The 21582-nt window shown below is 66.8% G+C and carries 27 protein-coding genes; 8 read left to right on the top strand and 19 right to left on the bottom strand.

From position 1 onward, the window contains the following. The first annotated feature begins 324 nt into the window (after positions 1–324). From ACN0RJ_RS09195 to aat, 4 genes are all read left to right on the top strand, one after another. Entirely contained in the window at positions 325–816 is a 492-nt protein-coding gene (locus ACN0RJ_RS09195) for a hypothetical protein (RefSeq protein ID WP_417724069.1), read from the top strand. Positions 817–959: 143 nt separating this feature from the next. Continuing rightward, entirely contained in the window at positions 960–1448 is a 489-nt protein-coding gene (gene accB / locus ACN0RJ_RS09190; protein ID WP_417720849.1) for an acetyl-CoA carboxylase biotin carboxyl carrier protein, read from the top strand. Between the two features lie 10 nt (positions 1449–1458). After that, entirely contained in the window at positions 1459–2814 is a 1356-nt protein-coding gene (gene accC / locus ACN0RJ_RS09185) for an acetyl-CoA carboxylase biotin carboxylase subunit (RefSeq protein WP_417721017.1), read from the top strand. Positions 2815–2872: 58 nt separating this feature from the next. Then, a complete protein-coding gene (aat, locus tag ACN0RJ_RS09180; RefSeq protein WP_417720850.1) occupies positions 2873–3508 on the top strand; it encodes a leucyl/phenylalanyl-tRNA--protein transferase in 636 nt (211 codons plus the stop codon). On the opposite strand, the gene ACN0RJ_RS09175 is transcribed toward aat, so the two are convergent. The 18 genes from ACN0RJ_RS09175 to ACN0RJ_RS09090 form a co-directional block, all read right to left on the bottom strand. After that, on the bottom strand, positions 3472–3834 hold the full coding sequence (locus tag ACN0RJ_RS09175) for a DUF2155 domain-containing protein (protein ID WP_417724074.1): 363 nt from the start codon (positions 3832–3834) through the stop codon (positions 3472–3474). The two genes, aat and ACN0RJ_RS09175, sit on opposite strands and share 37 nt — an antisense overlap. Beyond that, positions 3834–4283 (bottom strand): outer membrane lipid asymmetry maintenance protein MlaD, encoded by a 450-nt coding sequence (mlaD, locus tag ACN0RJ_RS09170; RefSeq protein WP_417720851.1) that lies wholly within the window; start codon positions 4281–4283, stop codon positions 3834–3836. Before mlaD ends, ACN0RJ_RS09175 begins: the two co-directional genes overlap by 1 nt. 2 nt (positions 4284–4285) lie before the next feature. Then, positions 4286–4669: an NADH:ubiquinone oxidoreductase subunit NDUFA12 gene (locus tag ACN0RJ_RS09165; RefSeq protein WP_417720852.1), complete on the bottom strand. Its 384-nt coding sequence runs from the start codon at positions 4667–4669 to the stop codon at positions 4286–4288. 119 nt (positions 4670–4788) lie between these two features. Beyond that, positions 4789–5151: a RidA family protein gene (locus ACN0RJ_RS09160; protein WP_417720853.1), complete on the bottom strand. Its 363-nt coding sequence runs from the start codon at positions 5149–5151 to the stop codon at positions 4789–4791. A gap of 65 nt (positions 5152–5216) precedes the next feature. Beyond that, the gene (clpX, locus tag ACN0RJ_RS09155) at positions 5217–6482 is read right to left on the bottom strand and encodes an ATP-dependent Clp protease ATP-binding subunit ClpX (RefSeq protein ID WP_417720854.1); all 1266 of its coding nucleotides are present in this window, start codon (positions 6480–6482) and stop codon (positions 5217–5219) included. Between the two features lie 156 nt (positions 6483–6638). Then, the gene (locus tag ACN0RJ_RS09150; protein ID WP_417720855.1) at positions 6639–7268 is read right to left on the bottom strand and encodes an ATP-dependent Clp protease proteolytic subunit; all 630 of its coding nucleotides are present in this window, start codon (positions 7266–7268) and stop codon (positions 6639–6641) included. 179 nt (positions 7269–7447) lie between these two features. Then, positions 7448–8401, bottom strand: coding sequence for a cation diffusion facilitator family transporter (locus ACN0RJ_RS09145; RefSeq protein WP_417720856.1), 954 nt, complete (start codon positions 8399–8401; stop codon positions 7448–7450). 78 nt (positions 8402–8479) lie between these two features. Beyond that, entirely contained in the window at positions 8480–9049 is a 570-nt protein-coding gene (locus tag ACN0RJ_RS09140; RefSeq protein ID WP_417724068.1) for a hypothetical protein, read from the bottom strand. Positions 9050–9186: 137 nt separating this feature from the next. Continuing rightward, entirely contained in the window at positions 9187–9327 is a 141-nt protein-coding gene (locus tag ACN0RJ_RS09135; protein ID WP_417724067.1) for a hypothetical protein, read from the bottom strand. Positions 9328–9545: 218 nt separating this feature from the next. Next, positions 9546–10550 carry a c-type cytochrome gene (locus ACN0RJ_RS09130; RefSeq protein WP_417724066.1) on the bottom strand — a complete coding sequence of 335 codons (1005 nt, stop codon included), beginning with the start codon at positions 10548–10550 and terminating at the stop codon, positions 9546–9548. After that, positions 10534–11805 carry a sulfite dehydrogenase gene (gene soxC / locus ACN0RJ_RS09125; protein WP_417724065.1) on the bottom strand — a complete coding sequence of 424 codons (1272 nt, stop codon included), beginning with the start codon at positions 11803–11805 and terminating at the stop codon, positions 10534–10536. The genes ACN0RJ_RS09130 and soxC overlap by 17 nt, the downstream gene beginning before the upstream one ends. A gap of 70 nt (positions 11806–11875) precedes the next feature. Next, positions 11876–13573 carry a thiosulfohydrolase SoxB gene (soxB, locus tag ACN0RJ_RS09120; RefSeq protein ID WP_417724064.1) on the bottom strand — a complete coding sequence of 566 codons (1698 nt, stop codon included), beginning with the start codon at positions 13571–13573 and terminating at the stop codon, positions 11876–11878. Positions 13574–13670: 97 nt separating this feature from the next. Continuing rightward, positions 13671–14528, bottom strand: coding sequence for a sulfur oxidation c-type cytochrome SoxA (gene soxA / locus ACN0RJ_RS09115; protein WP_417724063.1), 858 nt, complete (start codon positions 14526–14528; stop codon positions 13671–13673). Positions 14529–14585: 57 nt separating this feature from the next. Then, positions 14586–14915, bottom strand: a complete 330-nt coding sequence (gene soxZ / locus ACN0RJ_RS09110) for a thiosulfate oxidation carrier complex protein SoxZ (RefSeq protein ID WP_417720862.1) — start codon at positions 14913–14915, stop codon at positions 14586–14588. A gap of 33 nt (positions 14916–14948) precedes the next feature. Next, a complete protein-coding gene (soxY, locus tag ACN0RJ_RS09105) occupies positions 14949–15368 on the bottom strand; it encodes a thiosulfate oxidation carrier protein SoxY (RefSeq protein WP_417724062.1) in 420 nt (139 codons plus the stop codon). Between the two features lie 33 nt (positions 15369–15401). Further along, on the bottom strand, positions 15402–15875 hold the full coding sequence (soxX, locus tag ACN0RJ_RS09100) for a sulfur oxidation c-type cytochrome SoxX (RefSeq protein WP_417724061.1): 474 nt from the start codon (positions 15873–15875) through the stop codon (positions 15402–15404). Positions 15876–16011: 136 nt separating this feature from the next. Beyond that, positions 16012–16590, bottom strand: coding sequence for a thioredoxin family protein (locus ACN0RJ_RS09095; RefSeq protein WP_417724060.1), 579 nt, complete (start codon positions 16588–16590; stop codon positions 16012–16014). Between the two features lie 18 nt (positions 16591–16608). Then, positions 16609–17346: a cytochrome c biogenesis CcdA family protein gene (locus ACN0RJ_RS09090; protein WP_417720866.1), complete on the bottom strand. Its 738-nt coding sequence runs from the start codon at positions 17344–17346 to the stop codon at positions 16609–16611. A 75-nt stretch (positions 17347–17421) separates the two neighbouring features. Between ACN0RJ_RS09090 and ACN0RJ_RS09085 the strand changes: the two genes are divergently transcribed. The 3 genes from ACN0RJ_RS09085 (at position 17422) to ACN0RJ_RS09075 (ending at position 19423) form a co-directional block, all read left to right on the top strand. After that, a complete protein-coding gene (locus ACN0RJ_RS09085; protein ID WP_417720867.1) occupies positions 17422–17832 on the top strand; it encodes a thioredoxin family protein in 411 nt (136 codons plus the stop codon). Positions 17833–17837: 5 nt separating this feature from the next. Beyond that, positions 17838–18176 carry an ArsR/SmtB family transcription factor gene (locus tag ACN0RJ_RS09080; protein WP_417720868.1) on the top strand — a complete coding sequence of 113 codons (339 nt, stop codon included), beginning with the start codon at positions 17838–17840 and terminating at the stop codon, positions 18174–18176. A gap of 188 nt (positions 18177–18364) precedes the next feature. Next, entirely contained in the window at positions 18365–19423 is a 1059-nt protein-coding gene (locus tag ACN0RJ_RS09075; RefSeq protein WP_417724059.1) for a YeeE/YedE family protein, read from the top strand. Between the two features lie 103 nt (positions 19424–19526). On the opposite strand, the gene ACN0RJ_RS09070 is transcribed toward ACN0RJ_RS09075, so the two are convergent. Next, positions 19527–20114 carry a riboflavin synthase gene (locus tag ACN0RJ_RS09070; RefSeq protein WP_417724058.1) on the bottom strand — a complete coding sequence of 196 codons (588 nt, stop codon included), beginning with the start codon at positions 20112–20114 and terminating at the stop codon, positions 19527–19529. Positions 20115–20198: 84 nt separating this feature from the next. Between ACN0RJ_RS09070 and ACN0RJ_RS09065 the strand changes: the two genes are divergently transcribed. Continuing rightward, the gene (locus ACN0RJ_RS09065) at positions 20199–21491 is read left to right on the top strand and encodes a capsule biosynthesis protein (RefSeq protein ID WP_417724057.1); all 1293 of its coding nucleotides are present in this window, start codon (positions 20199–20201) and stop codon (positions 21489–21491) included. The last annotated feature ends 91 nt before the right edge of the window (positions 21492–21582 follow it).

Genomic DNA, 21582 nt, shown 5'->3' with positions numbered 1-21582 from the left:
CGCTCCGGCAAGATCATGCGCCGCATCCTGCGCAAGATCGCCGAAAACGACTACGGCGCCCTCGGCGACACATCCACCCTCGCCGACCCCTCCGTCGTCGACACCCTCATCGAAAACCGCGCGAACAAGGGGTGAAACGCCCCCCGCTTGTCCCTGCCGCCGCGCCGGGGCAAGCGGGTCGCCCGCCGGCCAGGCCCCCGTTTCCTAGCAAAGCGGTAACCAAACCCCGAAGAAATAGCGGCATTTTTCCCGATCCGGATGCGCAGGCGACCGCATCGTGATACCCTCGTCAGGTGGGGGCGCGAAATGTAATGGAGCATTTCGATGCAGTTCACGGGCACCTTTCTTGGCGTGTCGCCCCTGGCCACCGGGCATCCTCTGGGCCTGCCCGCCGTTCAGCAGAAGACATTGGTCGACACCAAGGTTCAACCGGTCGCGCAGCAGTCGAAGACCGAGAACGACACCGGACGGGAGGGGCTCCCTCCCAAGGAATTCTGGCGCAGCCTCACCGGGTCCCCCGATCCGGCGACCCACACCGCGCCGCCCTCCATCATGCAGCTCAAGATTCTCGCCATTCTCGACGAGCAGGCCGAGCGGCTCGATCCCGCCACCGCGAAGGACGGCGATCCCGCCGCGGGGACCGAAGCACCCGATCCGGCGGAACCACCGGACCCCGACACGGCCGCGACCGCCGCCGCCCCCGGCACGACACCGGGCAAGGCGGACCCCGTGCCCGCCACCGGCCCCAAGGGGGCGGAGGGCTATCGCACGCTCGAACGGGTCTCGCCCCGGACCGGAGCGCAGGAGACCCCCTGACCGCCTCGCGGCCCCGGATCCGCGGCCGGCCCCGCCATTTCCCCCTCGCCGTCGCTTCCCATGCCTTGTTTCATGGCCTATAAGCGCCAAATCATGGGGCCACCGCACAACCGGCCCCTCAAAAGGATACCGGCGAGGACCGTATGAGCAAAGACACCCACGAGGCCGACGTCGCCTTCATCAAGGCGCTGGCAGAACTCCTGCGTGACAACGACCTGACCGAATTGCAGGTCAAACGGGATTATGGCGAAGACGACAGCCTGAATGTGCGCGTCAGCCGCCTGTCGCCCACCGCCCCGGCGATGCCCGCGGCCTATGCGGCGGCCCCGGCAGCCGCCCCGGCACCGGCCGCAGCCGCCGCCCCTGCCGCCGACATTCCAGAAGATCCCGCCGCACATCCCGGCGCCGTGGCCTCGCCCATGGTCGGCACGGTCTACATGCAGCCCGAACCGGGCGCGCCGTCCTTCATCACGGTCGGAGCCCAGGTCAAGGAAGGCGACACGCTGGTCATCGTCGAGGCGATGAAGACCATGAACCACATCCCGGCCCCGCGCGCCGGAACGGTCAAGCGCATCCTGGTCGAAGATGGCGCCCCCGTGGAATATGGCGCCCCGCTCGTCATCCTCGAATGAGGGTCGCATGATGTTTGACAAGATCCTGATCGCCAACCGGGGCGAGATCGCGCTGCGCGTCATCCGCGCCTGCCGCGAAATGGGCATCGCTTCGGTCGCGGTGCATTCGACCGCCGATTCCGACGCGATGCACGTGCGCATGGCCGACGAATCCATCTGCATCGGACCGCCGCCTTCGTCCGAGAGCTACCTGTCGCCGCTGGCCATCCTGTCGGCCTGCGAGATCACCGGCGCCCAGGCGATCCACCCCGGCTACGGCTTCATGTCGGAAAATGCCCGCTTCGTGCAGATGCTGGAAGATCACCAGATCACCTTCATCGGCCCCTCGGCCGAGCATATCCGCATCATGGGCGACAAGATCACCGCCAAGGACACGATGAAGGCGCTCGGCGTGCCCTGCGTGCCCGGGTCGGACGGCGGCGTGCCCGACGTCGAGACCGCCAAGAAGATCGGCCGGGATTTCGGCTATCCGGTCATCATCAAGGCCACCGCCGGCGGTGGCGGGCGCGGCATGAAGGTCGCCAATTCCGAAGCCGAGATGGAGCGCGCCTTCCAGACCGCGCGGGCCGAGGGCAAGGCCGCCTTCGGCAACGACGAGGTCTATATCGAGAAGTACCTCCAGAAGCCCCGCCACATCGAAATCCAGGTCTTCGGCGACGGCAAGGGCAAGGCGGTGCATCTGGGCGAACGCGACTGTTCGTTGCAGCGGCGCCACCAGAAGGTCTTCGAAGAGGCCCCCGGCCCCTCGATCACGCCCGAAGAGCGCGCCCGCATCGGCGCCACCTGTGCCAAGGCCATCGGCGATCTGAAATATTCCGGCGCCGGGACCATCGAATTCCTCTACGAGGATGGCGAGTTCTATTTCATCGAGATGAACACCCGACTTCAGGTCGAACACCCGGTGACCGAAGCCATTTTCGGCGTCGACCTCGTGCGCGAGCAGATCCGCGTGGCCGAGGGCCACAGCCTGTCCTTCGGGCAGGAGGACCTGGTCATCAACGGCCACGCGATCGAGGTGCGGATCAACGCCGAGAAGGTGCCGAACTTTTCGCCCTCGCCGGGCAGGATCACCCAGTATCACGCGCCGGGAGGCCTGGGCGTGCGCATGGACAGCGCGTTGTACCAGGGCTATTCGATCCCGCCCTATTACGACAGCCTCATCGGCAAGCTGATCGTGCACGGCCGGGACCGGACCGAGGCGCTGTCGCGTCTCAACCGCGCGCTCGGCGAGCTGATCGTCGACGGCGTGCACACCACGGTGCCGCTGTTCCACGAGTTGCTCCAGCAGCAGGACATCCTCGACGGCAACTACAACATCCACTGGCTCGAAAAGTGGCTGGCCACGGAGCCCTTCGCCAAGGAATGACGCGGCCGGGGCAGAGTCATCCGACATCGCCGCCCCTTTCCCCTGCGGGGGAGGGGCGATGACCGTCTCGCCCGAAGTGCTGTTGCAGGCCTATCGCTCGGGCATCTTCCCGATGGCCGAGCATCGCGACGACCCGGAGATGTTCTGGGTCGATCCCCGCCGCCGCGGCATCATTCCGATGGACGGCTTGCGGATCTCGCGCAGTCTCGCGCGTCGGTTGCGGCGCGACGACTACCTCGTCACCTTCGACCGGGATTTCGAAGCGGTGATCGACGCCTGCGCCGACCGGCGGGAAACCTGGATCAGCCACGACATCCGCAGCCTGTTCCTGGAGCTGCATCGCCTCGGCGTCGGCCATTCGATCGAGGTCTGGATGGACGGCGCGCTGGCCGGCGGGGTCTACGGGGTGGAAATCGGCGCCGCCTTCTGCGGGGAAAGCATGTTCTCGCGCCGCAGGGACGGCTCCAAGATCGCGCTCTGTTGGCTCATCGACCTGCTGTCACGGGCGGATTTCACCCTGTTCGACACGCAGTTCCTGACCGAACACCTGGCCTCGCTCGGCGGGATCGAGGTCGAGCGCGCGCAGTACCGCAGCCTGCTGGCCGAGGCGCTGGCTCGGTCGTCGAACCTGGCGGGAACCCTTCTGGCCGCGTCCGGTCAGGAGGTCGTGCAGCGCAACGCCCAGACGTCGTAGCGCTGGTGTTCCATCGCGTTGAGCGCCGGAGACGAGGCGATCATCCAGCCGCGGAACACCGGGTCGGGATTGCCTGCCTCGCGCACCGTGACAAAGGCAAAGGCATCGCCCGCCTCGTCGCCTTCGGGATAGCGGCATTCCTGCAGAGCGATCTCGATGCGCCCGAAACTCGCGGTTTCGCCGGACCGCAGTTCGAGGTCCGAGGCGCGCCCGGTCAGCTTGTCGAGACCGCGCATCACGGCGCCCGTGCCGTTGCTCGTCGCGACCGACTGCGCCGGGGCGGCGCCCGCCAGCAGGCACAGGGCCAGGCTCAGGGAACGAAGCATCATTGCGAGGACCCTCCCCCGACGTATTTCAGAAGCAGCGAGATCAGGCTGACCGATCCCTGGGTGTCCAGGATCTCGTCGCCGGCCTCGTAGAAGAAGGACGACCCACCGGGGCTGATTTCCACGAAATTGCCGCCCAGCAGCCCTTCGGAAGAGATGACGATGGCGCTGTCGTCCGGGATCTTCACCTGTTCCTGCAGGCTCAGCCCCATGTCGGCGCGGAAGGTGTCGGGGTTGAGCGATATGCCCGTCACCGTCCCCACCTTGACCCCCGCAAGCCGAACGTCGCTGCCCACGGTGATGCCTTCGAGCGACCGGAAGCTTGCCGTCAGGGGATAGCCGCCGCTGCTGAAGGTGGTGCCGGTCGCCGAGACCGCATAGGCGCCGAAGGCGATCGCCGCCGCCAGGACGGCGCCGCCCACGATCACCTCGGTTGCAGAGCTGGACATGGTTATTCCGGGCTCCAGGCCTCGTAATCCTGCCGCGGCGCGGGTTCCACGCGGCGGATCGACCCCGGAGGCGCATAGGCCAGCGCGGTGCCGGTCAGGTTCTCGACATGCGGCTTTTCCCAGACCTTGTGGACCATCGGCCTGTCGGTCGGCGGCTCGTCATAGGTGAAATGCAGCCAGCCGTGCCAGTCGGGGCTGACCCGGCTCGCTTCGATCTCGCCGTTGTACATCACCCAGCGGCGCTTGCCGTCCTTGGTCTGGAAGAAGGTGTTGCCCTGCTCATCCTCGCCCACGCGGGTGCCGTTGCGGCTGCTCCAGATCCGGGTGTTGAGCGTGGCGCCATCCCACCAGGTCACGGCGCTCAGCAGCGAGTTCAGAATGCCCATGGACGACTCCTCGGTATCTACCTGTTTTGCTTATGGCGAATTGCGCGGGCGAGGTCCAGTGCAGCCTGTCGCCGCATGGCCCCGTGGAGGGAGCCGCCCCGCCCTGCGCGCTCCCGGCCTCAGACCGGGGCAAGCGTCGTCAGCTCGATCTCGATCCTGTATTCGGGCGCGATCAGGTTGCATTCGATCATCGTGGCCGCCGGAGGGTTCGCCCCGAAGGTTTCCGACAGGATCGGCCAGCAGGCTTCGAATTCGGCCGCGTCGGGCAGGTAGTAGACCACACGCACCGCGTCGGCAAAGGTGGCGCCCGCTTCGGCAAGCGCCTTTTCGATGGTGGCCAGCGCCGATTTGCACTGGTCCACCACGGTATCGCCCTGCCCCACGGTGCCCGCCACGTGGACAAAGCCGCCCGCGACCACCGCGCGGCAATAGCCGAGCTTGGCCTCGAAGGCGCCGCCGGATGAAATTCTCTTGATCGTCATGTCGTCTGTCCCGCATGAAAAAGGCGGGGCACTCTGCCCCGCCCCGCATTCCGTTCCGCTTCGGCTCAGCCGGCCGAGGCAGGTTCCTTTTTCTGATCGGCGTAGATCATCAGAGGCTTGGCGTCGGAATTGACCGCCTCCTCGTTCACCACCACCTCGATCACGTCATCCATGCCCGGCAGCTCGAACATGGTGTCGAGCAGGATCCCCTCGAGGATCGACCGCAGGCCGCGTGCGCCGGTCTTGCGCGCGATGGCCCTCTTGGCGATGGCGCTCAGCGCATCGTCGGTGAAGGTGAGCTGGGTATCCTCCATCTCGAACAGGCGCTGGTACTGCTTGACCAGCGCGTTCTTGGGCTGGGTCAGGATGGTGACGAGCGCATCCTCGTCCAGGTCCTCCAGCGTCGCGATGACCGGCAGACGGCCGACGAATTCCGGGATCAGGCCGAACTTCAGCAGATCCTCGGGTTCGAGATCCTTGAACACCTCGCCGGTGCCGCGTTCGTCCGGGTCACGGACATCGGCGCCGAAGCCCATGGCCGACCCCTTGCCGCGCTGCGCGATGATCCGGTCGAGCCCGGCAAAGGCGCCGCCGCAGATGAACAGGATGTTCGTCGTGTCCACCTGCAGGAATTCCTGCTGCGGATGCTTGCGCCCGCCCTGCGGCGGAACTGACGCCACGGTGCCTTCCATCAGCTTGAGCAGCGCCTGCTGCACGCCCTCGCCCGACACGTCGCGGGTGATCGAGGGGTTCTCGGACTTGCGGGTGATCTTGTCGACCTCGTCGATGTAGACGATGCCGCGCTGCGCCCGCTCGACGTTGTATTCGCTGGACTGGAGCAGCTTGAGAATGATGTTCTCCACATCCTCGCCCACGTAGCCGGCTTCGGTCAGCGTGGTCGCGTCCGCCATGGTGAAGGGCACGTCGAGAATGCGCGCCAGCGTCTGCGCCAGCAGCGTCTTGCCGCAGCCGGTGGGGCCGATCAGCAGGATGTTGGATTTCGCCAGCTCGATGTCCGCGCTCTTCTGCGAGTGGTTCAACCGCTTGTAGTGGTTGTGAACCGCGACCGAGAGCACGCGCTTCGCCTTGATCTGGCCGATCACGTAGTCGTCGAGCACATCGCAGATCTCCCGCGGAGAGGGCACGCCGTCGGAGGATTTCAGGCCTGCGCCCTTCGTCTCCTCGCGGATGATGTCCATGCACAGCTCGACACATTCGTCGCAGATGAAAACGGTCGGGCCCGCGATCAGCTTGCGTACCTCGTGCTGGCTCTTTCCGCAGAAGCTGCAATAAAGGGTATTCTTGCTGTCGCCGCCAGAATTGGTCGCCATATCACACCTTTCCGGGCCTGTTCCTCAGATTGGCCGGGCACCTTCGCCCGACCTAGGCCATTCGTATCGTCAAAGCCCGTAAAGCTTAGGACAGGGCCTGACGCTCTACAATGTCAAAATTGCCCCGCCGCACCGCGGCCGCGGGGCAATCGCCTATCATTTGCTCTCGTCGCCGCCGCCGCGTTTCTCGACGATTTCGTCGATCAGGCCCCAGGCCTTCGCATCTTCGGGGGACATGAAGTTGTCGCGCTCCAGCGCCGCCTCGACCTTTTCGAGGGTCTGGCCGGTGTGCTTCACGTAGATTTCATTGAGCCGCTTCTTCAGTTTCAGCGTCTCCTCGGCGTGGATCATGATGTCCGTCGCCTGGCCCTGGTAGCCGCCGGAGGGCTGGTGCACCATGATGCGGCTGTTGGGCAGCGAGAAGCGCATGCCCGGCTCGCCCGCCTGGAGCAGCAGCGAGCCCATCGAGGCCGCCTGGCCGATCACCAGCGTGCTGACCTTGGGCTTGATGTACTGCATCGTGTCGTAGATCGACAGGCCGGAGGTCACGACACCGCCGGGGCTGTTGATGTACATCGAGATTTCCTTGCCCGGATTCTCTGCCTCGAGGTGCAGGAGCTGGGCGACGATCAGGCTCGACATGCCGTCATGCACCGGGCCGGACAGGAAGATGATCCGCTCCTTCAGCAGCCGCGAGAAGATGTCATAGGCCCGTTCCCCCCGGCTGGTCTGTTCGACGACCATGGGAACGAGGTTGTTCATATAGAATTCATAAGGGTCTTTCATGGTCCGCCTGCCTGCTGAAGTGCCTGATGGATGCCTATCGTCCGGGTGTTAAGCGAGTCTTAGTGTCGGGCCGGGGGGGCCGCAAGAGGCGGGGGGCATTTTGCCTGACGCGGGATCGCCGCGAACGGGGTGGTCGCCCCTGCCCGCGCGCCTGCCCTGCCGGGCCGCCGAATACGCGGTCAGGCGCCGCCGAAGGCCTCCGGCGCGGCGCAGGCGTGGCGCGCGCATTCCAGTTCCAGCACCACGTGGGTGATCCCGAAACGGCGGTCCAGTTCGGATTTCACCGCCGCCTTGATTCCGTCGGCCTGTGCCCAGGCGCCTTCGGCGACCACCAGATGCGCCTGCAGGGCCGAGCGCCGCTCGTCGATCTGCCAGAGGTGCGCCTTGTGCAGTCCCGCGACCCCGGCGATGCCGGTCGCCGCCTCCACCACCTCGCGCGGGGCGAGGGCCGGCGGGCTGCCGAGCATCAGGATGCGGATCACGCCACCGATCTCGGAAAAGGCCATCCACAGGATGTAGCCCGCGATCAGCAGCGTCACCGCCGGGTCCACCCAGGTCCAGCCCCAGAGCAGGATCACCGTGCCCGCCAGGATCACCGCGACCGATCCGAGCGCATCGGCCACGTTGTGCAGGAAGGCCGCGCGGATGTTCACGCTGTCCTTCGCCATGGAGTAGGTCAGCAGCGCCGTCACGAGATCCACCGCCAGCGCCAGTCCCGCGATGGCGACCACCATCCAGCCCGCGACCGGCTCGGGGGACAGAAAGCGCAGCACGGCCTCGTAGATCAGGTAGAGGCCGATCACGATGAGGGTCGTGTAGTTGATCAGCGCCGCGACCACCTCTGCCCGGCCGTAGCCGAAGGGCATCTCGGCATCGGCGGGACGGCGCGCGATGCGGCGCGCGACCACCGCGATGACGAGCGAGATCGCATCGGAAAAGTTGTGAAGCGCGTCGGCGATCATCGCGAGGCTGCCCGAGAAGATCCCGCCGAGCACCTGCGCCACCGTCAGCGCCATGTTCACGGCGATGGCACCCGCGATCCGCGCATCGCCCGCATCCGGGTCCACGTGATGATGATGGTGGCCATGATGCGCATGGTCGTGGGCGGTGCGGGGGGGATGATCGTGGGGCATGATCGCGCAAAGGTGGCACGGGCCCGGCAAAGGTCAAGGCGATCCGCGCCGGGACCGGATGTCGCAGGCCCGCCCCGCTCAGGGCGCCGGCGCGCCGCCCTGCCGCTTGAGCCATTTCTCGGCCAGGACCTCCATCCTCGGGCGCCATACGTAGTCGTCGCGCAGGACCGGCGACCAGAACAACCGCCCGCCCGCGCGCCAGGGATCGACGACGATTCCCCGCTGCATCGGGTCGCCCCGGCGGCTGATGACCGAGGTACTGTGTTCGAATCCGGGAAACGACTGGGCGATGGCGCGGTGCACGGTCAGGGTCCGGAAGCTTTCCTGCCTGAGGCGCAGTTCCATGTCCTCGGCCCAGTGCCAGCACAGCCCGCGCGCGCGCTGGCCGTTGTTCACCTTGACGTTATGGACATAGGGCGAGTCGGTGATGTTGTAGCTGCGCGCCAGCGCCAGCGGGTAGAGGAAGGAGACGCGCGCCGCGCGCTCCGCCTCCTCGGGATCGACCCCGGGCCCGAGGGCGCGGAGCGAGGCCGCGAGCGCGGCGATTTCGCCCGATGCGGGCGGTTGCGGCCCCCCCGGAGGCGGCGCGGTGCAGGCGCCCAGAAGGAGGCAGACGAGAAGGAGGAACGGGGTCAGAAAGCGTGTCATGCCCCCGCAGATAGCGGCCAAACCTCAACAGCACCTTCAGAGGCGTGAACAATCCCGCACGCGGCGCGGCATTTTCCGCCTCGCGGCATGATTGCACCGCGGGGCCGAAGAAGGCATGTGGCCGTGCGGCCTGACCGTCAGAGGCCTGCCAGCACCCCCGCCGGTCGGGAAGTGTCGCCCTGTGCGCCGGTCTCCGTCGCGGGCCCCGGAAGGAGCCCGAGGGATGCGGCGAGGGCCAGCAACCCGGCCATGAACAGGATACGCGAACGGAAAGTCATCGGTCTTGCTCCGTAATGTGAAGTGTTGCCCCGAAGGGCCGTAATCGAAATGGAAAAAGCGCCACGGGCCGAAACCTGCCCGCGCGCGGTGGACGGACCACCAGCCCCAGCATTGCCCGGCGCGCGGTCGCAGGCAATTCCGGATTTCCGGACCCCCGCGCGACGGCAAAAGGCCGCCGATAGGCGGCGGCCTTTCGGGATCGCGAGCCGGGCGATGCCTAGTCGAAGGTCCTGAGATATTCGACGACCGCGTCGATGTCCTCGGGCGCCTTCAACCCGGCAAAGGACATCCTGGTCCCCTTCACGTAGGATTTCGGCGCGGCGAGGAAGGCGTGCAGCCGGTCGCTGTCCCAGACGCCGTCCATCGCCTCCATCGGTTTCGAGTAGCGGAACCCCTCGACCGCGCCGATGTCGCGCCCGACGATGCCGTTCAGCGCCGGCCCGGTGCGGTTGCCTGCCCCTTCCCCGACCTGATGGCAGGCCTTGCACTTGCGAAAGACCTTCTCGCCCTCGGCGGCCAGCGCCGCATCCACCGCATCTGCGGCGGCGGGCGCGACGGGGTCCGGAGGGGCGGCCTCGGCCATCGCTGCCCCGCCATGGTCCGGCGTCACGTCCAGCACCGTGGCCTTCATCGTGATCCGCACCGCGTCCTTGCAGGCCTGCATGCACGGCTCGCCCCTCCACGCCGCGTATTCCGTTCGGGGCCGGTCATCGACGATGAAATTGTCGCGGTTCGGCATCTCGACCGTGCCGAAGGTCTCGTTCGACAGTTCGAAATCCTCGTCCACGAGGTCGTTGGAATGGAGAATGTAGGCGACGATGGCATAGACCTCGTCGTCCGAAAGCGTCTGCGCCTGGCCGAAGGGCATGGAGCGGTGAACGTAGTCGTAGAGGGTCGAGAGATAGGGCCAGTAGCTGCCCACCGTCTTCACCGGGTCGGCATCGGCCAGCGTGCCCTCGCCCCCGGCCAGCTTGGGCCAGTTGCCGACCCCCTCGGCAAAGGAGCCGTGGCAGGCGGCGCAATGGGCCTCGAACAGCGGTTCGCCGGTCGCGACGTCGCCCGCGCCGACCGGCAGTCCGGTGCCGTCGGGGCTGATGTCGTGATCCCAGGCGGCGACCTCCTCCGGCAGCGCCGCGCGGCCGAGGCCGAGCGGACCGGCCGCCGCCGCCGCGCCACCCGTCATCAGGACCGCGACAAGGGCAAGTTCAAGAAACTTCGACATTTTCCGCCTCCCCGGTCGGTTTGATCCACCAGGTCTGGATACCGTTGTTGTGATAGACGGAGTTCAGGCCACGCACCTCGCGAAGCTGCGCCTTGGTGGGCTGGACATAGCCCGTCTCGTCCATGGCGCGGGACTGGAGGAACATCTCCTCGCCCGCCCAGACCGTGTCGAGGTAGAAGCGGACCACCGCCTTGTTCCCGGGATCGGCGGCAAGGCGCGCGGTCTCCCAGCTTCTGCCGCCGTCTTTGGAAACGTCGACGCGGGTGATCCTGCCATGGCCCGACCAGGCCATGCCGGTGATGACCAGCGGGCCGTGTCCGTGGGTGACGGGGGCCTGCGGGCTCGGCGAGGTGACGACCGATTTCGCATCCATCACCCAAGTCCATTTGCGCGACATGCCGTCCGCAAGCGTGTCGGTGTATTTCGAGGTCTCCTCGCGGCTTTCCACGGGGCCGTCCATCACCTCGATGCGGCGGATCCACTTGACCCACAGGTTGCCTTCCCAGCCGGGCACGACGAGGCGGGCGGGATAGCCGTGTTCCTTGCGCAGCGCCTCGCCGTTGGCCCGGATCGCGATCAGACAGTCGTCGAGCGCCTTTTCCATCGGGATCGAGCGGCCGTTGGACGAGGCATCGGCGCCTTCCGCATAGACCCACTTGCCGGCGGGATCGCCGTCCCATCCGGCCTCCTTCAGCACCGCGCGCAGGGGGATGCCGGAATATTCCATGTTGTGGATCATGCCATGGGTGAACTGCGCGCCGTTCAGCTGCGCCCCGGCCCATTCCATGCCGGTATTTGCCGCACATTCGAGGAAATAGGTGTGGTTCTCGCGCGGGAAGCGTTCGAGATCGGCATAGGTGAAGACCGTCGGGCGCTCGACCCCGTTGACCATCAGGCGGTAATCCTCCCTGGCCAGTTCTATCGCGCCGGAATGGTGCCGCTCGAAGGCGCAGCCCGCCGGGGTGATCGTGCCGTCGAGCGCATGGATCGGCGTGAAGTTGATCGACGAGATCGTGTCGGCGGTCAGCCATTCGACGTTGCGGCGGATCACGTCGCCCTCGAACCGGATCGGCAGGCCGTAGGGCGTGGCATCCACCCCGTCCCCGAAGCCCGAAGCCCAGGGCTGCACCTGCGTGATGAGCGGATCGGGACCGGCAGCGCGCGCCGTCCCCGCCCCGAAAGCGGCGCCACCGGCGGCCACGCCCGCTTTCAGAAAGGCCCGGCGGCTCGTGCCCCGGCCGGTCGTGTCTGCCATGTCTGCCTCCCTTCGGATCATATTATTCGCCTATGTGCATGAGTTCGGCGAAAAAAATTCGGGCGGGCGCTCAGGCGCCCACCACCTGCACGGTATCGCGTTCGGTCGCGGTGACGGTGCCGAGCTTGCGGACATGGCTTTCCACCACGTCCCAGATCTCCGGCCCCTCGGTGCCCTCGTTGACGCTGGCCCAGCCCGCCACGACATAGGATGCGGCCGGATCGACGGCCTCGCCGGTGGCGAGCAGGGTCATCTCGGAGATCCGCGCGCCCTGCGGCTTGGTGATGTCGATGCGGTAGCCCATGCCGCCGACGCGGACCATGTCGCCGCCCTGCTGGTAGTAGGGATCGGGGTTGAAGATGTTGTCGGCCACGTCCTCGAGGATCACCTTGATGAATTCACCGGTCATTTCAGTGCGATAGGCCTTGCCGTAGCTCATCGAGGTGACGTTGTGGATGTCCTCGCGGGTGATGTCGGCGCCGGGGATCAGCGACGGACCCCAGCGCACGCCGGGCGACAGGGCGATGTCGGCCTCGCGCTCGGTCAGCAGGGCGTCGCAGATCAGGTCGTCCCAGGTGCCGTTGAAATTGCCCCGCCGGTAGAGCAGCGAGTCGGTCTGCCCGATCACCTCCCCGAGCTCGGCCACGAACGGCGCGCGCTGTTCGTCGATGAGCGCGCTCATCTCGGGATCGGGGGCGATCACATCCGAAAAGACCGGGATCAGCTTGTGACGGAACCCCATCATCCGCCCGTCGCGCACGTCGAGATCGACGCGGCTCACGAACTTGCCGTTCGAACCGGAGGCGACGATGATCGTCTCGCCCACCAGCACAGGTTCGGGCAGAGCGTCATGGGTGTGGCCGGACAGGATCACGTCGATGCCGCTGACGATGCCCGCCATCTTCTTGTCGACGTCGAAACCGTTGTGGGACAGGCAGACGACCAGCTCGGCCCCCTGCCCGCGCACCTCGTCCACCATTTCCTGCATGTGCTCGTCGCGGATGCCGAAGCTGTACTCCGGGAACATCCAGCCGGGGTTGGCGATCGGCATGTAGGGAAAGGCCTGGCCGATGACCGCGATTTTCACCCCGCCGCGTTCGTAGAATTCGTAGGGCCGGAACAGCTCCGCCGGTTCGTCCCACTCGGCGTCGAAGATGTTCTGGCCGAGCGCGGCAAAGGGCAGCCCCTCGACGATCTCCTGCACCCGCGCCGATCCGAGGGTGAATTCCCAGTGAAAGGTCATCGCGTCCGGCGCGAGCAGGTTCATCACGTTGACCATGTCCTGCCCCTGCGTGCGCTGGCAGGTCAGGGAGCCGTGCCAGGTGTCGCCGCCGTCGAGCAGCAGCGCATCGGGACGGGCGGCGCGGATCGCCTTGACCACGGTCGCCACCCGGTCCAGCCCCCCGACCCTGCCGTAGGCTGCCGCCAACGCCGAGAAATCGCCCGAACTCAGCGCGTAATGCGAGGGCGAGCCGTCGGCGATGCCGTAGAGCCTGCGGAAGTCGGCCCCGGTGAGATGCGGCACCTCGCCCCGGTTGGGACCGACGCCGATATTGACCGAGGGTTCGCGGAACCAGATCGGTTTCATCTGCGCATGGATGTCGGTCACATGGATCAGCGAGACATTCCCGAAGGTGTCGAACTCCAGAAGCCGATCCTGGGTCAGGGCCTGCTGCGCCGCCAGCCGCGACCAGGTGCCGAAGCCGCCGGCCCCCAGCAGCGCCGAAGCCGCCATCGAGACCTGAAGGAAATCGCGTCGTGAGATCATGGGAGGGATCTTTCCGTCATGCAGGCGTCACACATGCGCATGTGTGAATGGAATGAGGGGACCAAACCCCGCGCGGTCCACCGCGCGGGGCAGGGTTTCAGTTGCGGACCGACGGACCTTCGACCGACAGACCGTTGCCGCGCGAGGCGACATAGAGTTCGAGCGCCACGAATTCCGGCGACCCGGGCGAGAAGGTCTCGGCGCGGGTGTCGCGGATGCAGCCCTTGAAACGGTCGTGAATGCCGTTGAGCTTGGCGTTCTTCAGGCGATAGGCCGGGAAGCCGTTGATCTGGCCCTGCGACAGGTGGTCGGCGCGGATGTAGTTGCCGTAGTTCTGCTCGTGGCAATTCGAGCAGGCCAGTTCCAGCTGTCCGTAGCGGGTATAGTACATCTCCTTGCCCTTTTCCCAGGTCTCGGCGGCCGGTCCGTCGATGGCGACGTTCACCGGCGTCCCGCGCGAGACGTAGGACATGAGCGCGTCCATGTTGATCGCATCGCCGGAGTCGTACTTCCACGCCTCGGCGCCCATGCGGTTGGTGCGGCAGTCGTTGTACTGCATCTGCAGCGTGCGCACCTCGCCGGCCGCCTCGTTCCACTTGGGATAGACGGCGCGCAGGCCGGCCATGCTGTCGGGGTCGTTGTGGCACGAGGCGCAGGATTTGCCCTCGGTCCCGTCCGGCGTGTTCCAGGTGTCGCGCGCGGCATCGACGAAGAGCATGCCCGGGTTGTCGAAATCGTCCATTTCCATCGCCTGGGTGTCGTCGTCGCGGAAATGCCAGCCCGAGATCACCTCGTCCAGATGGCCGTCGAGATGCGGCGCGGCGGCGGCCTTGGTGATCATCTCGATCTCCCCGTCGATGACCAGTTCGTCATCGTCGGCGCCCCCGGCCGAAAGCATCGGCGCGGACAGGGCAAACGCGAAGGCGGCGATTGCCGTCATCGTCTTGATCTGCATTCTGTTTCCCTCCCTGAAGCGGCCCTGCCCCGGTACGGGACGGGACCTGGCCGTTGCTCAGCCGATCTCGATGCTCTTGCTGTCTTCGTAGACCGATCCGTCGTCGTCGTACCAGGTGAACTTGAACTCCCCGGCCTCGTCCACCCGGGCTTCGAATTCGAAGTAGGGGTTGGTCGAGATCGCCGGTTCCAGCGTGATGTCGATCACGTTCCGGCCGTTGAAATCACAGGTGAAGCGATTGATGATCGAGCGCGGGATCGCGTTGCCGCTGCTGTCCTTGCGCTGCCCCGACTCCATCGGGTGCGAGATCAGGGTCTTGATCGTGACCGCCTCGCCGGCGGAGGCGGATTTCGGAACCTTGACGCGGGGTTTGACGCCGTCTGCCATGATGAATGTCTCCTGATGATACCGTTGAGCCGATCAGCCGCCGCAGCCGCCGATGGTGACCTTGACCGTCTTGGACGCGCGGGCGAAGGAACCGTCGGCCAGCTTGGCTAGCGCGACCACCTCCTGCGTTCCGGCAAGACGGATCCGGGTGGAGGCGTATTGCGACGCGGCCAGCGGGCCGAAGGTGAAGGTGGCGACGGGCGGTGTCGGGTTGCCGGTGGCAAGCACCAGGATCGCGCTCGCGCCCTCGGCGCTGACCTCGATCGGCACGGTGTTGCCGTTTTCGGCGATCTCCGGCGCGGTCAGGGTGATGCCCGTATCCGCGATCTCCGCGCCGCCGGTAAACTCAGCGATCAATTCGTCGGTCGTGGCGGCCAGCGCACCGCCCGGCAGGGCGAACACCAGGGCGGCGGCACCGCCGGCGGCCAGGGTCTCGCGACGTGTGAAGTCCATGTCGTTGCTCCTCAGTTTGTCCGGTCGCGTGGCTCAGTCTTTCAGCGTCATGAGGAACGCGACCACGTCCTCGATATCCTGGGCGGCGAGAAGGGGAACGAGCGGCTCCGTCCCGGCCTTGCCGGTAAACCCGTCACCGGGCCGGATGAATCCGCTTGTCTTGTAGAAGGCCGGCATGACCGTGCCCTCGAAGGTGTGCTTGGCGTTGCTGACGATGCCGCGCAGTTCGGCTTCGCTGCGCACCCCGCCCACACCGTCGAGCATCGGCCCGACCTCGCCCTGGAAGGGCACGTCCGCGAGGGCGCTCACCTGGTGGCAGGACACGCAGTTCCCCTGCCCCTTGTCGCCGACGATGTCGGCGCCGCGCGCCGCATCGCCGGGCTGGCCGGTGAGCGATTGCTCGACCTCGCCGTATTCGGCATAGACCACGTCGTCCGGCGCGACCACCTCGGCAAAGGCCAGGCCCCCGGCACAGACGGCGACCAGCGTCATCCCAATAAGTTTCATGTTCCCTCCCTGGACTCAAGCCGACCCTGTTCCGGGCCTCTTCGTCTTCTGGCTCGAGGCATACGGTAGTCCACCGCCGCCCCGATACGCAACAACAAATTCACTAATGTGAATTATTGCTGCGCCTGCATCCGCATCAGTCCGTTCGGCCGTTGTCCCGCTCCTGGATGCGACGGGCATGGTAACGCTGGAAATCTTCCCCGTTGTCAAGCAGGTAGCGCTTTTCCGCGACCCATGTGAACATGTCGGTCGTGGTGCCGGCGGCAAAGGCGCCGGGCATCACGGCCACCGCGGCCTCGACGGCGGACTGACCCTCCGGAGCGTCTTCGGGCAGGAACACCACGGTCGGGGTGAACAGCACCCGCCATTTCCGCGCGGCCTCCTTTTCGGAGAGCGATTCCCCGTCGAGGTCGGTGATCTCCGTGTCGCCGTGCAGGTTGATCTGCACCACGTGGAAATTCTCGCCGATGAAGGCGCTGAGCCCGGGCTCGGAATAGACCTTCTCGTGCATCTCGTGGCAGTAGACGCAGCCGCGCTGCTCGACGAACAGCGCCAGCCGCTTGCCCTCGGCCGCGGCGTCGGCCAGATCCTCGCGCAGGTCCTTGAAGGTGTCCTGCATCCAGGGCTCCTTGTAGAGCCCGTCGTCGCCCATCTCCGCGGCCCATACGGGCAGCGCCAGAAGGGTTGCGGCCAGCGCCGATGCAATGCGTTTCATCCCAGTCCTCCCTTGAAGTCAGCCCAGCGACGTGATGCCGGGGAATGTCTCGATCATCCAGGTCGAAATCAGATTCACGGAATCCGTCGCGATCAGTATCGCAAAAACGATGAGCATCACGCCCATCACTTTCTCGGCATGGCCCAGGTACTTGCGGTTCCGCTGCAGCCAGCCCAGGAACGGCCGGGCAAAGAACGCCGCCAGCACGAAGGGCGCGGTCATGCCGAGCCCGAAGCAGGCCAGCAGCAGCGCGCCCTCGACGATGTCGCCCATGCCGCTGGCGATCATCAGGATCGACGCCAGGACCGGCCCGACGCAGGCGGTCCAGCCGAAACCGAAGGCCAGCCCCATGACATAGGCCCCCAGCACCGTGGTCGGGTCGGACTTCGCGTCGAGCCGCGCCTCGCGGTAGAGAAACCCGATGCGGATCACCCCGAGGAAGTGCAGCCCGAAGACGAAGATCACCGCCGCCGCGACCAGCGACAACGGCCGCTTCCAGTCGGCAAAGGCCTGTCCGATCGCCGTGGCCCCCATGCCCAGCAGCATGAAGATCGTCGTGACCCCCAGCGCGAACATCAGCGCCGAGATCACCAGCCGCTTCTGCGCACCGGGGGCGATGGCCCCGTCGCCGCGCAGTTCGGCCATGGATATCCCGGCCATGTAGGACAGGTAGAACGGCACCATCGGCAGGATGCAGGGGGTGAAGAACGCGCCGAAACCGGCGAGCAGCGCCCCGAGGTAGGTGATGTCGAACAAGCCTGCCTCCCCCGCCTTGAACAATTCACATATTCATATTATGTTGTCTGGAAGACGATCGTCAATCGGGGTCCGATGACCTTTTCAAGGCTTCTCTCCGGCATCTTCGGTGCCGTCATGATGCTCGCCTCGCCGCTTGCGGCCGAGGTGCGTCTCGTCATGGTCGAACAGGACGGCTGCGCCTGGTGCGCCCGCTGGGACGCAGAGATCGCCCCCGCCTATCCGAACACGCCCGAAGGCCGTTTTGCGCCTCTTTTGCGGGCAGATCTGCACGAAGATCCCCCCGAAGGTGTCCGGTTCAGCCGGAAAGTGGTCTTCACGCCGACCTTTGTCCTGATAGACAACGGCAAGGAGCTTGCCCGGATGGAGGGGTATCCGGGGGCGGATTTCTTCTGGCCCCTGCTGACACGGATGCTCGGGGAAAACACCGGTTTCGGAACCGACCCGGCGGCCGCGGCGCCGTCGGCACGCGTGGAGGGTGGATGAGACACATGGCGCTTCCCGTCATCCAGAAGGACATGTCCGACGAAGACCTCGACCGCATCGCCGAAAAGGCCGCGGCCGCGTCGGCCTTTCTCAAGGCCATCAGCCACGAAGGCCGCCTGATGATCCTGTGCCATCTGGTTTCGGGCGAGAAGTCCGTGACCGAACTCGAAGACCTGCTGGCCGCGCGCCAGGCGGCCGTCTCGCAACAGCTCTCACGGTTGCGCCTCGAAGGGCTGGTGGTGCCGCGCCGCGACGGCAAGGCGATCTACTACCGTCTCGCCGACGACCGGCCCAAGAAGATGCTGGAATGCGTCTACGAGTTGTTCTGCAAGGACGGGGACTGAGCTCTCCTCAGCCCGGGCGACGGGGCATCGCCGCGCGCGCCGCGCGTCCCGCCCCCGCCACGGCATGACCGGCGCACCCGGCCAAGGCCGCCGGCCCCCGCCCCGAACATATTCGAATTCCGTTGAGTATCCCCCGGCCCTGTCCCATACTCGGCCTCCCGAGATGGCCGCGGAAGAGGAGCCCCGTCATGCCGGACCTTCTGAGCGAACACGGCCTCGTCGCGCTGATCGGCCTCGGCAGCGGGCTGCTGTTGGGCCTTGCCGCGCGGCTCGGTCGGTTCTGCACCCTCGGCGCCATCGAGGATCTGCTCTACGGCGGGTCCGATCTGCGGATGCGCATGTGGGGCGTGGCCATCGGGACCGCGGTGCTTGGCAGTTTCTTCCTCATGGCGGCGGGACTGCTCGACGGCACCCAGACCCACTACCTCTCGATCCGCTGGATGCCGCTCGCCTCGATCCTGGGAGGGCTCGCCTTCGGCTACGGCATGGCGCTGGCCGGCACCTGCGGCTACGGCGCGATCGCGCGGCTGGGCGGGGGCGACCTGCGCAGTTTCGTCATCGTGCTGGTGATGGGCGTGTCAACCTACGTGGTGCTGTCGGGCCCCCTCGCCCCGCTGCGCGCGGCGCTGTTTCCGCAATCCGCCGTCACGGCGGCCAGCCCCCCGGGGATCGCGCATCAGCTCGGCGTGCTCACCGGGCTGCCGGTCAACGGCATCGGGATGATCCTCGGCGGACTGATCCTCGCGGCCTCGCTGGCCTCACGCCCGCTGCGGAGCAGGCCGAGACAGATCGCCTGGGCGGTGGCGGTCGGGCTCGCGGTGATCCTGGCCTGGGCGGGAACCTTCCACGTCGCGCAGACCGGGTTCGAAGGTCTGCCCGTCGTCTCCCACAGCTTCGCCGCCCCGCTGGGAGAGTCGATCCTGTGGTGGATGACCGGCTCGGCACGCCCGATCACCTTTGCCGTCGGTTCGGTCGCAGGGGTCTGGGCCGGCGCCTTCCTCGGCTCGCTCATCAAGGGGCATTTCCGCTGGGAGGCCTGCGAGGACCCGCGCGAGCTGCGCCGCCAGATCTTCGGCGCGGCGCTCATGGGAGCCGGAGCGGTCGTCGCCTCGGGCTGCACCATCGGCCAGGGGCTTTCGGCCTTTTCGGTGCTGGCGCTCTCGGCCCCGGTGACCATGGCCGCGATCCTCGCCGGAGCCGCCATCGGGCTGCGCCAGCTCATCGTCGGGTTCCAGCCCGCCGAATGACTCCTCCGGACGGCCCGCCCCCTTGCAGGCGCTTGTTCTTGTCCGAAAGACGCATGTTCCGCCCGCCCCGTCCCGCGTCGGACCCGGGCAGGGGCGCGGCTGGTCAGCTCATCTCGGCCAGGCGCGCGACGTAGCGCGCCAGGGTGTCGATCTCGAGATTGACCGCATCCCCCACCCGCGCGGCACCCCAGGTGGTGACCTCCTTGGTGTGGGGAATGACGTTGATGCCGAAATCGCAATCCGCGACCTCGTTCACCGTCAGCGACGTGCCGTTCAGCGTCACCGACCCCTTGGGCGCGATGAACCGCGCCAGCGGCCGCGGCGCGCGAAAGGTCAGCCGCGTGCTGTCGCCCTCGTCCACCATCGCGACCAGTTCGGCCACGCCGTCCACATGGCCCGACACGATGTGACCGCCCAGCTCGTCCCCGACCCGCAGCGCCCGTTCGAGGTTGATCCGCCGCCCCTCGGACCAGCCGCCCAGGTTGGTCTTGGACACGGTCTCGGCGCTGATCTGCACGTCGAACCAGTCCGGACCGAGGTCGACCACCGTCAGGCAGACCCCGTCGCAGGCGATCGAGGCGCCGATGTCGATGCCCGAGGTGTCATAGGCCGTGCCGATGCGCGCGGTCAGATCCCCCGCCTGGCGCAGGGTGCGGATTTCTCCCATGTCGGTGACGATGCCGGTGAACATGTGTGACTCTCTTGACCATTTGGCCGTATGAAGGACGTGGTATCGCAGCGGACTGCGCGGCGCACTATTCACGACCGGGACGGCATGAGCAAGACCACCACGGCACGACGCGTCTATCTCTTCCTGCAGGGGCCGCACGGGCCGTTCTTCCACCTGCTCGCCGGTCAGCTTCGCCGCACCGGGGCCGAGGTCCGGCGCGTCGGTTTCAACGCCGGGGACCGCGCCTTCTGGTTCCACCGGGAAAGCTACATCCCCTTCGCCGGAGAGGCGGCGGACTGGCCCGCGACCGTCCGGGCACTGATCGCCGACCACGGCGTGACCGACCTCGTGCTCTACGGCGACATCCGGTTCGTCCATGCCGCCGCCATCACCGAAGCCCGCGCCGCCGGCCTGGCCGTCCACGTGTTCGAGGAAGGCTACATGCGCCCCTACTGGGTGAGCTACGAGCGTGGCGGCGCCAACGGGCATTCCCGGCTGATGCAGATGTCGGTGACGGACATGCGCGCGCAGCTCGGCGTCACCGACCAGGAGGCGCCCCTGCCCCCGGCCCATTGGGGCGACATGCGCCAGCACATCTTCTACGGCGCGCTCTACCACTGGTTCGTGATGTTCCGGAACGGCGACTATCCCGGCTTCCGCCCGCATCGCGACCGGACCGTCGCGGGCGAATTCCGCCTCTATGCCAAGCGGCTGCTGTCGATGCCGCTCATCCGCGTGGCGCGCCACCTCGTCACCCGGCGCATCCGGCGCGGCGGCTTTCCCTATCACCTCGCGCTGCTCCAGCTCGAACATGACGCCTCGTTCCGGATGCATTCGCCCTTTGCCGCGATGACCGAATTTCTCGACCTCGTGATCGCGGGCTTTGCCGAGGGCGCGCCGGGGCATCATCACCTCGTCTTCAAGGCGCATCCGCTGGAGGATGGCCGCGCCCGGCTGCGCCGGTCCATCGCCGCGACCGCCCGGCGGCACGGCGTGGCGGACCGCGTGCATTACGTGCCGGGCGGCAAGCTTGCCGCGCTTCTCGACGATGCCCGCAGCGCGATCACGGTGAATTCCACCGCCGCGCAGCAGGCGCTCTGGAGGGGGCTGCCGCTCAAGGTCTTCGGCGAGGCGGTCTATGCAAAGCCGGAATTCGTCTCCGACCAGCCGCTTGCCGGTTTTTTCGCAGATCCGGTACGCCCGGACATGGGGGCCTATCGCGATTACCGGCGCTACCTGCTGGAAACCAGCCAGGTTCCGGGCGGCTATTATTCCGCGCGCGGCCGCCGCCAACTGCTGCGGCACGTGGTCGACATGATGCTCGCCCCCGAAGATCCCTACGACGCCCTGCGACGCGGAACCGCGGCACCTCGGCAACAGTTGCGGCTGGTCCGCTGACGCGGCGGGAACGGCAGGGTGGCTTCAGCGCCTTGATTCCGGTAGGTTACGCGGAAAAGCCGAGGCAGAAAAATAACAGGTCGAGGAGACC

It is taken from the genome of Salipiger sp. (assembly GCF_048261495.1).
Classification (GTDB): Bacteria; Pseudomonadota; Alphaproteobacteria; order Rhodobacterales; family Rhodobacteraceae; genus Salipiger.
The sequence above is the reverse complement of the archived record's forward strand: the minus strand, read 5'-3'. Positions and strand labels throughout refer to the sequence as shown.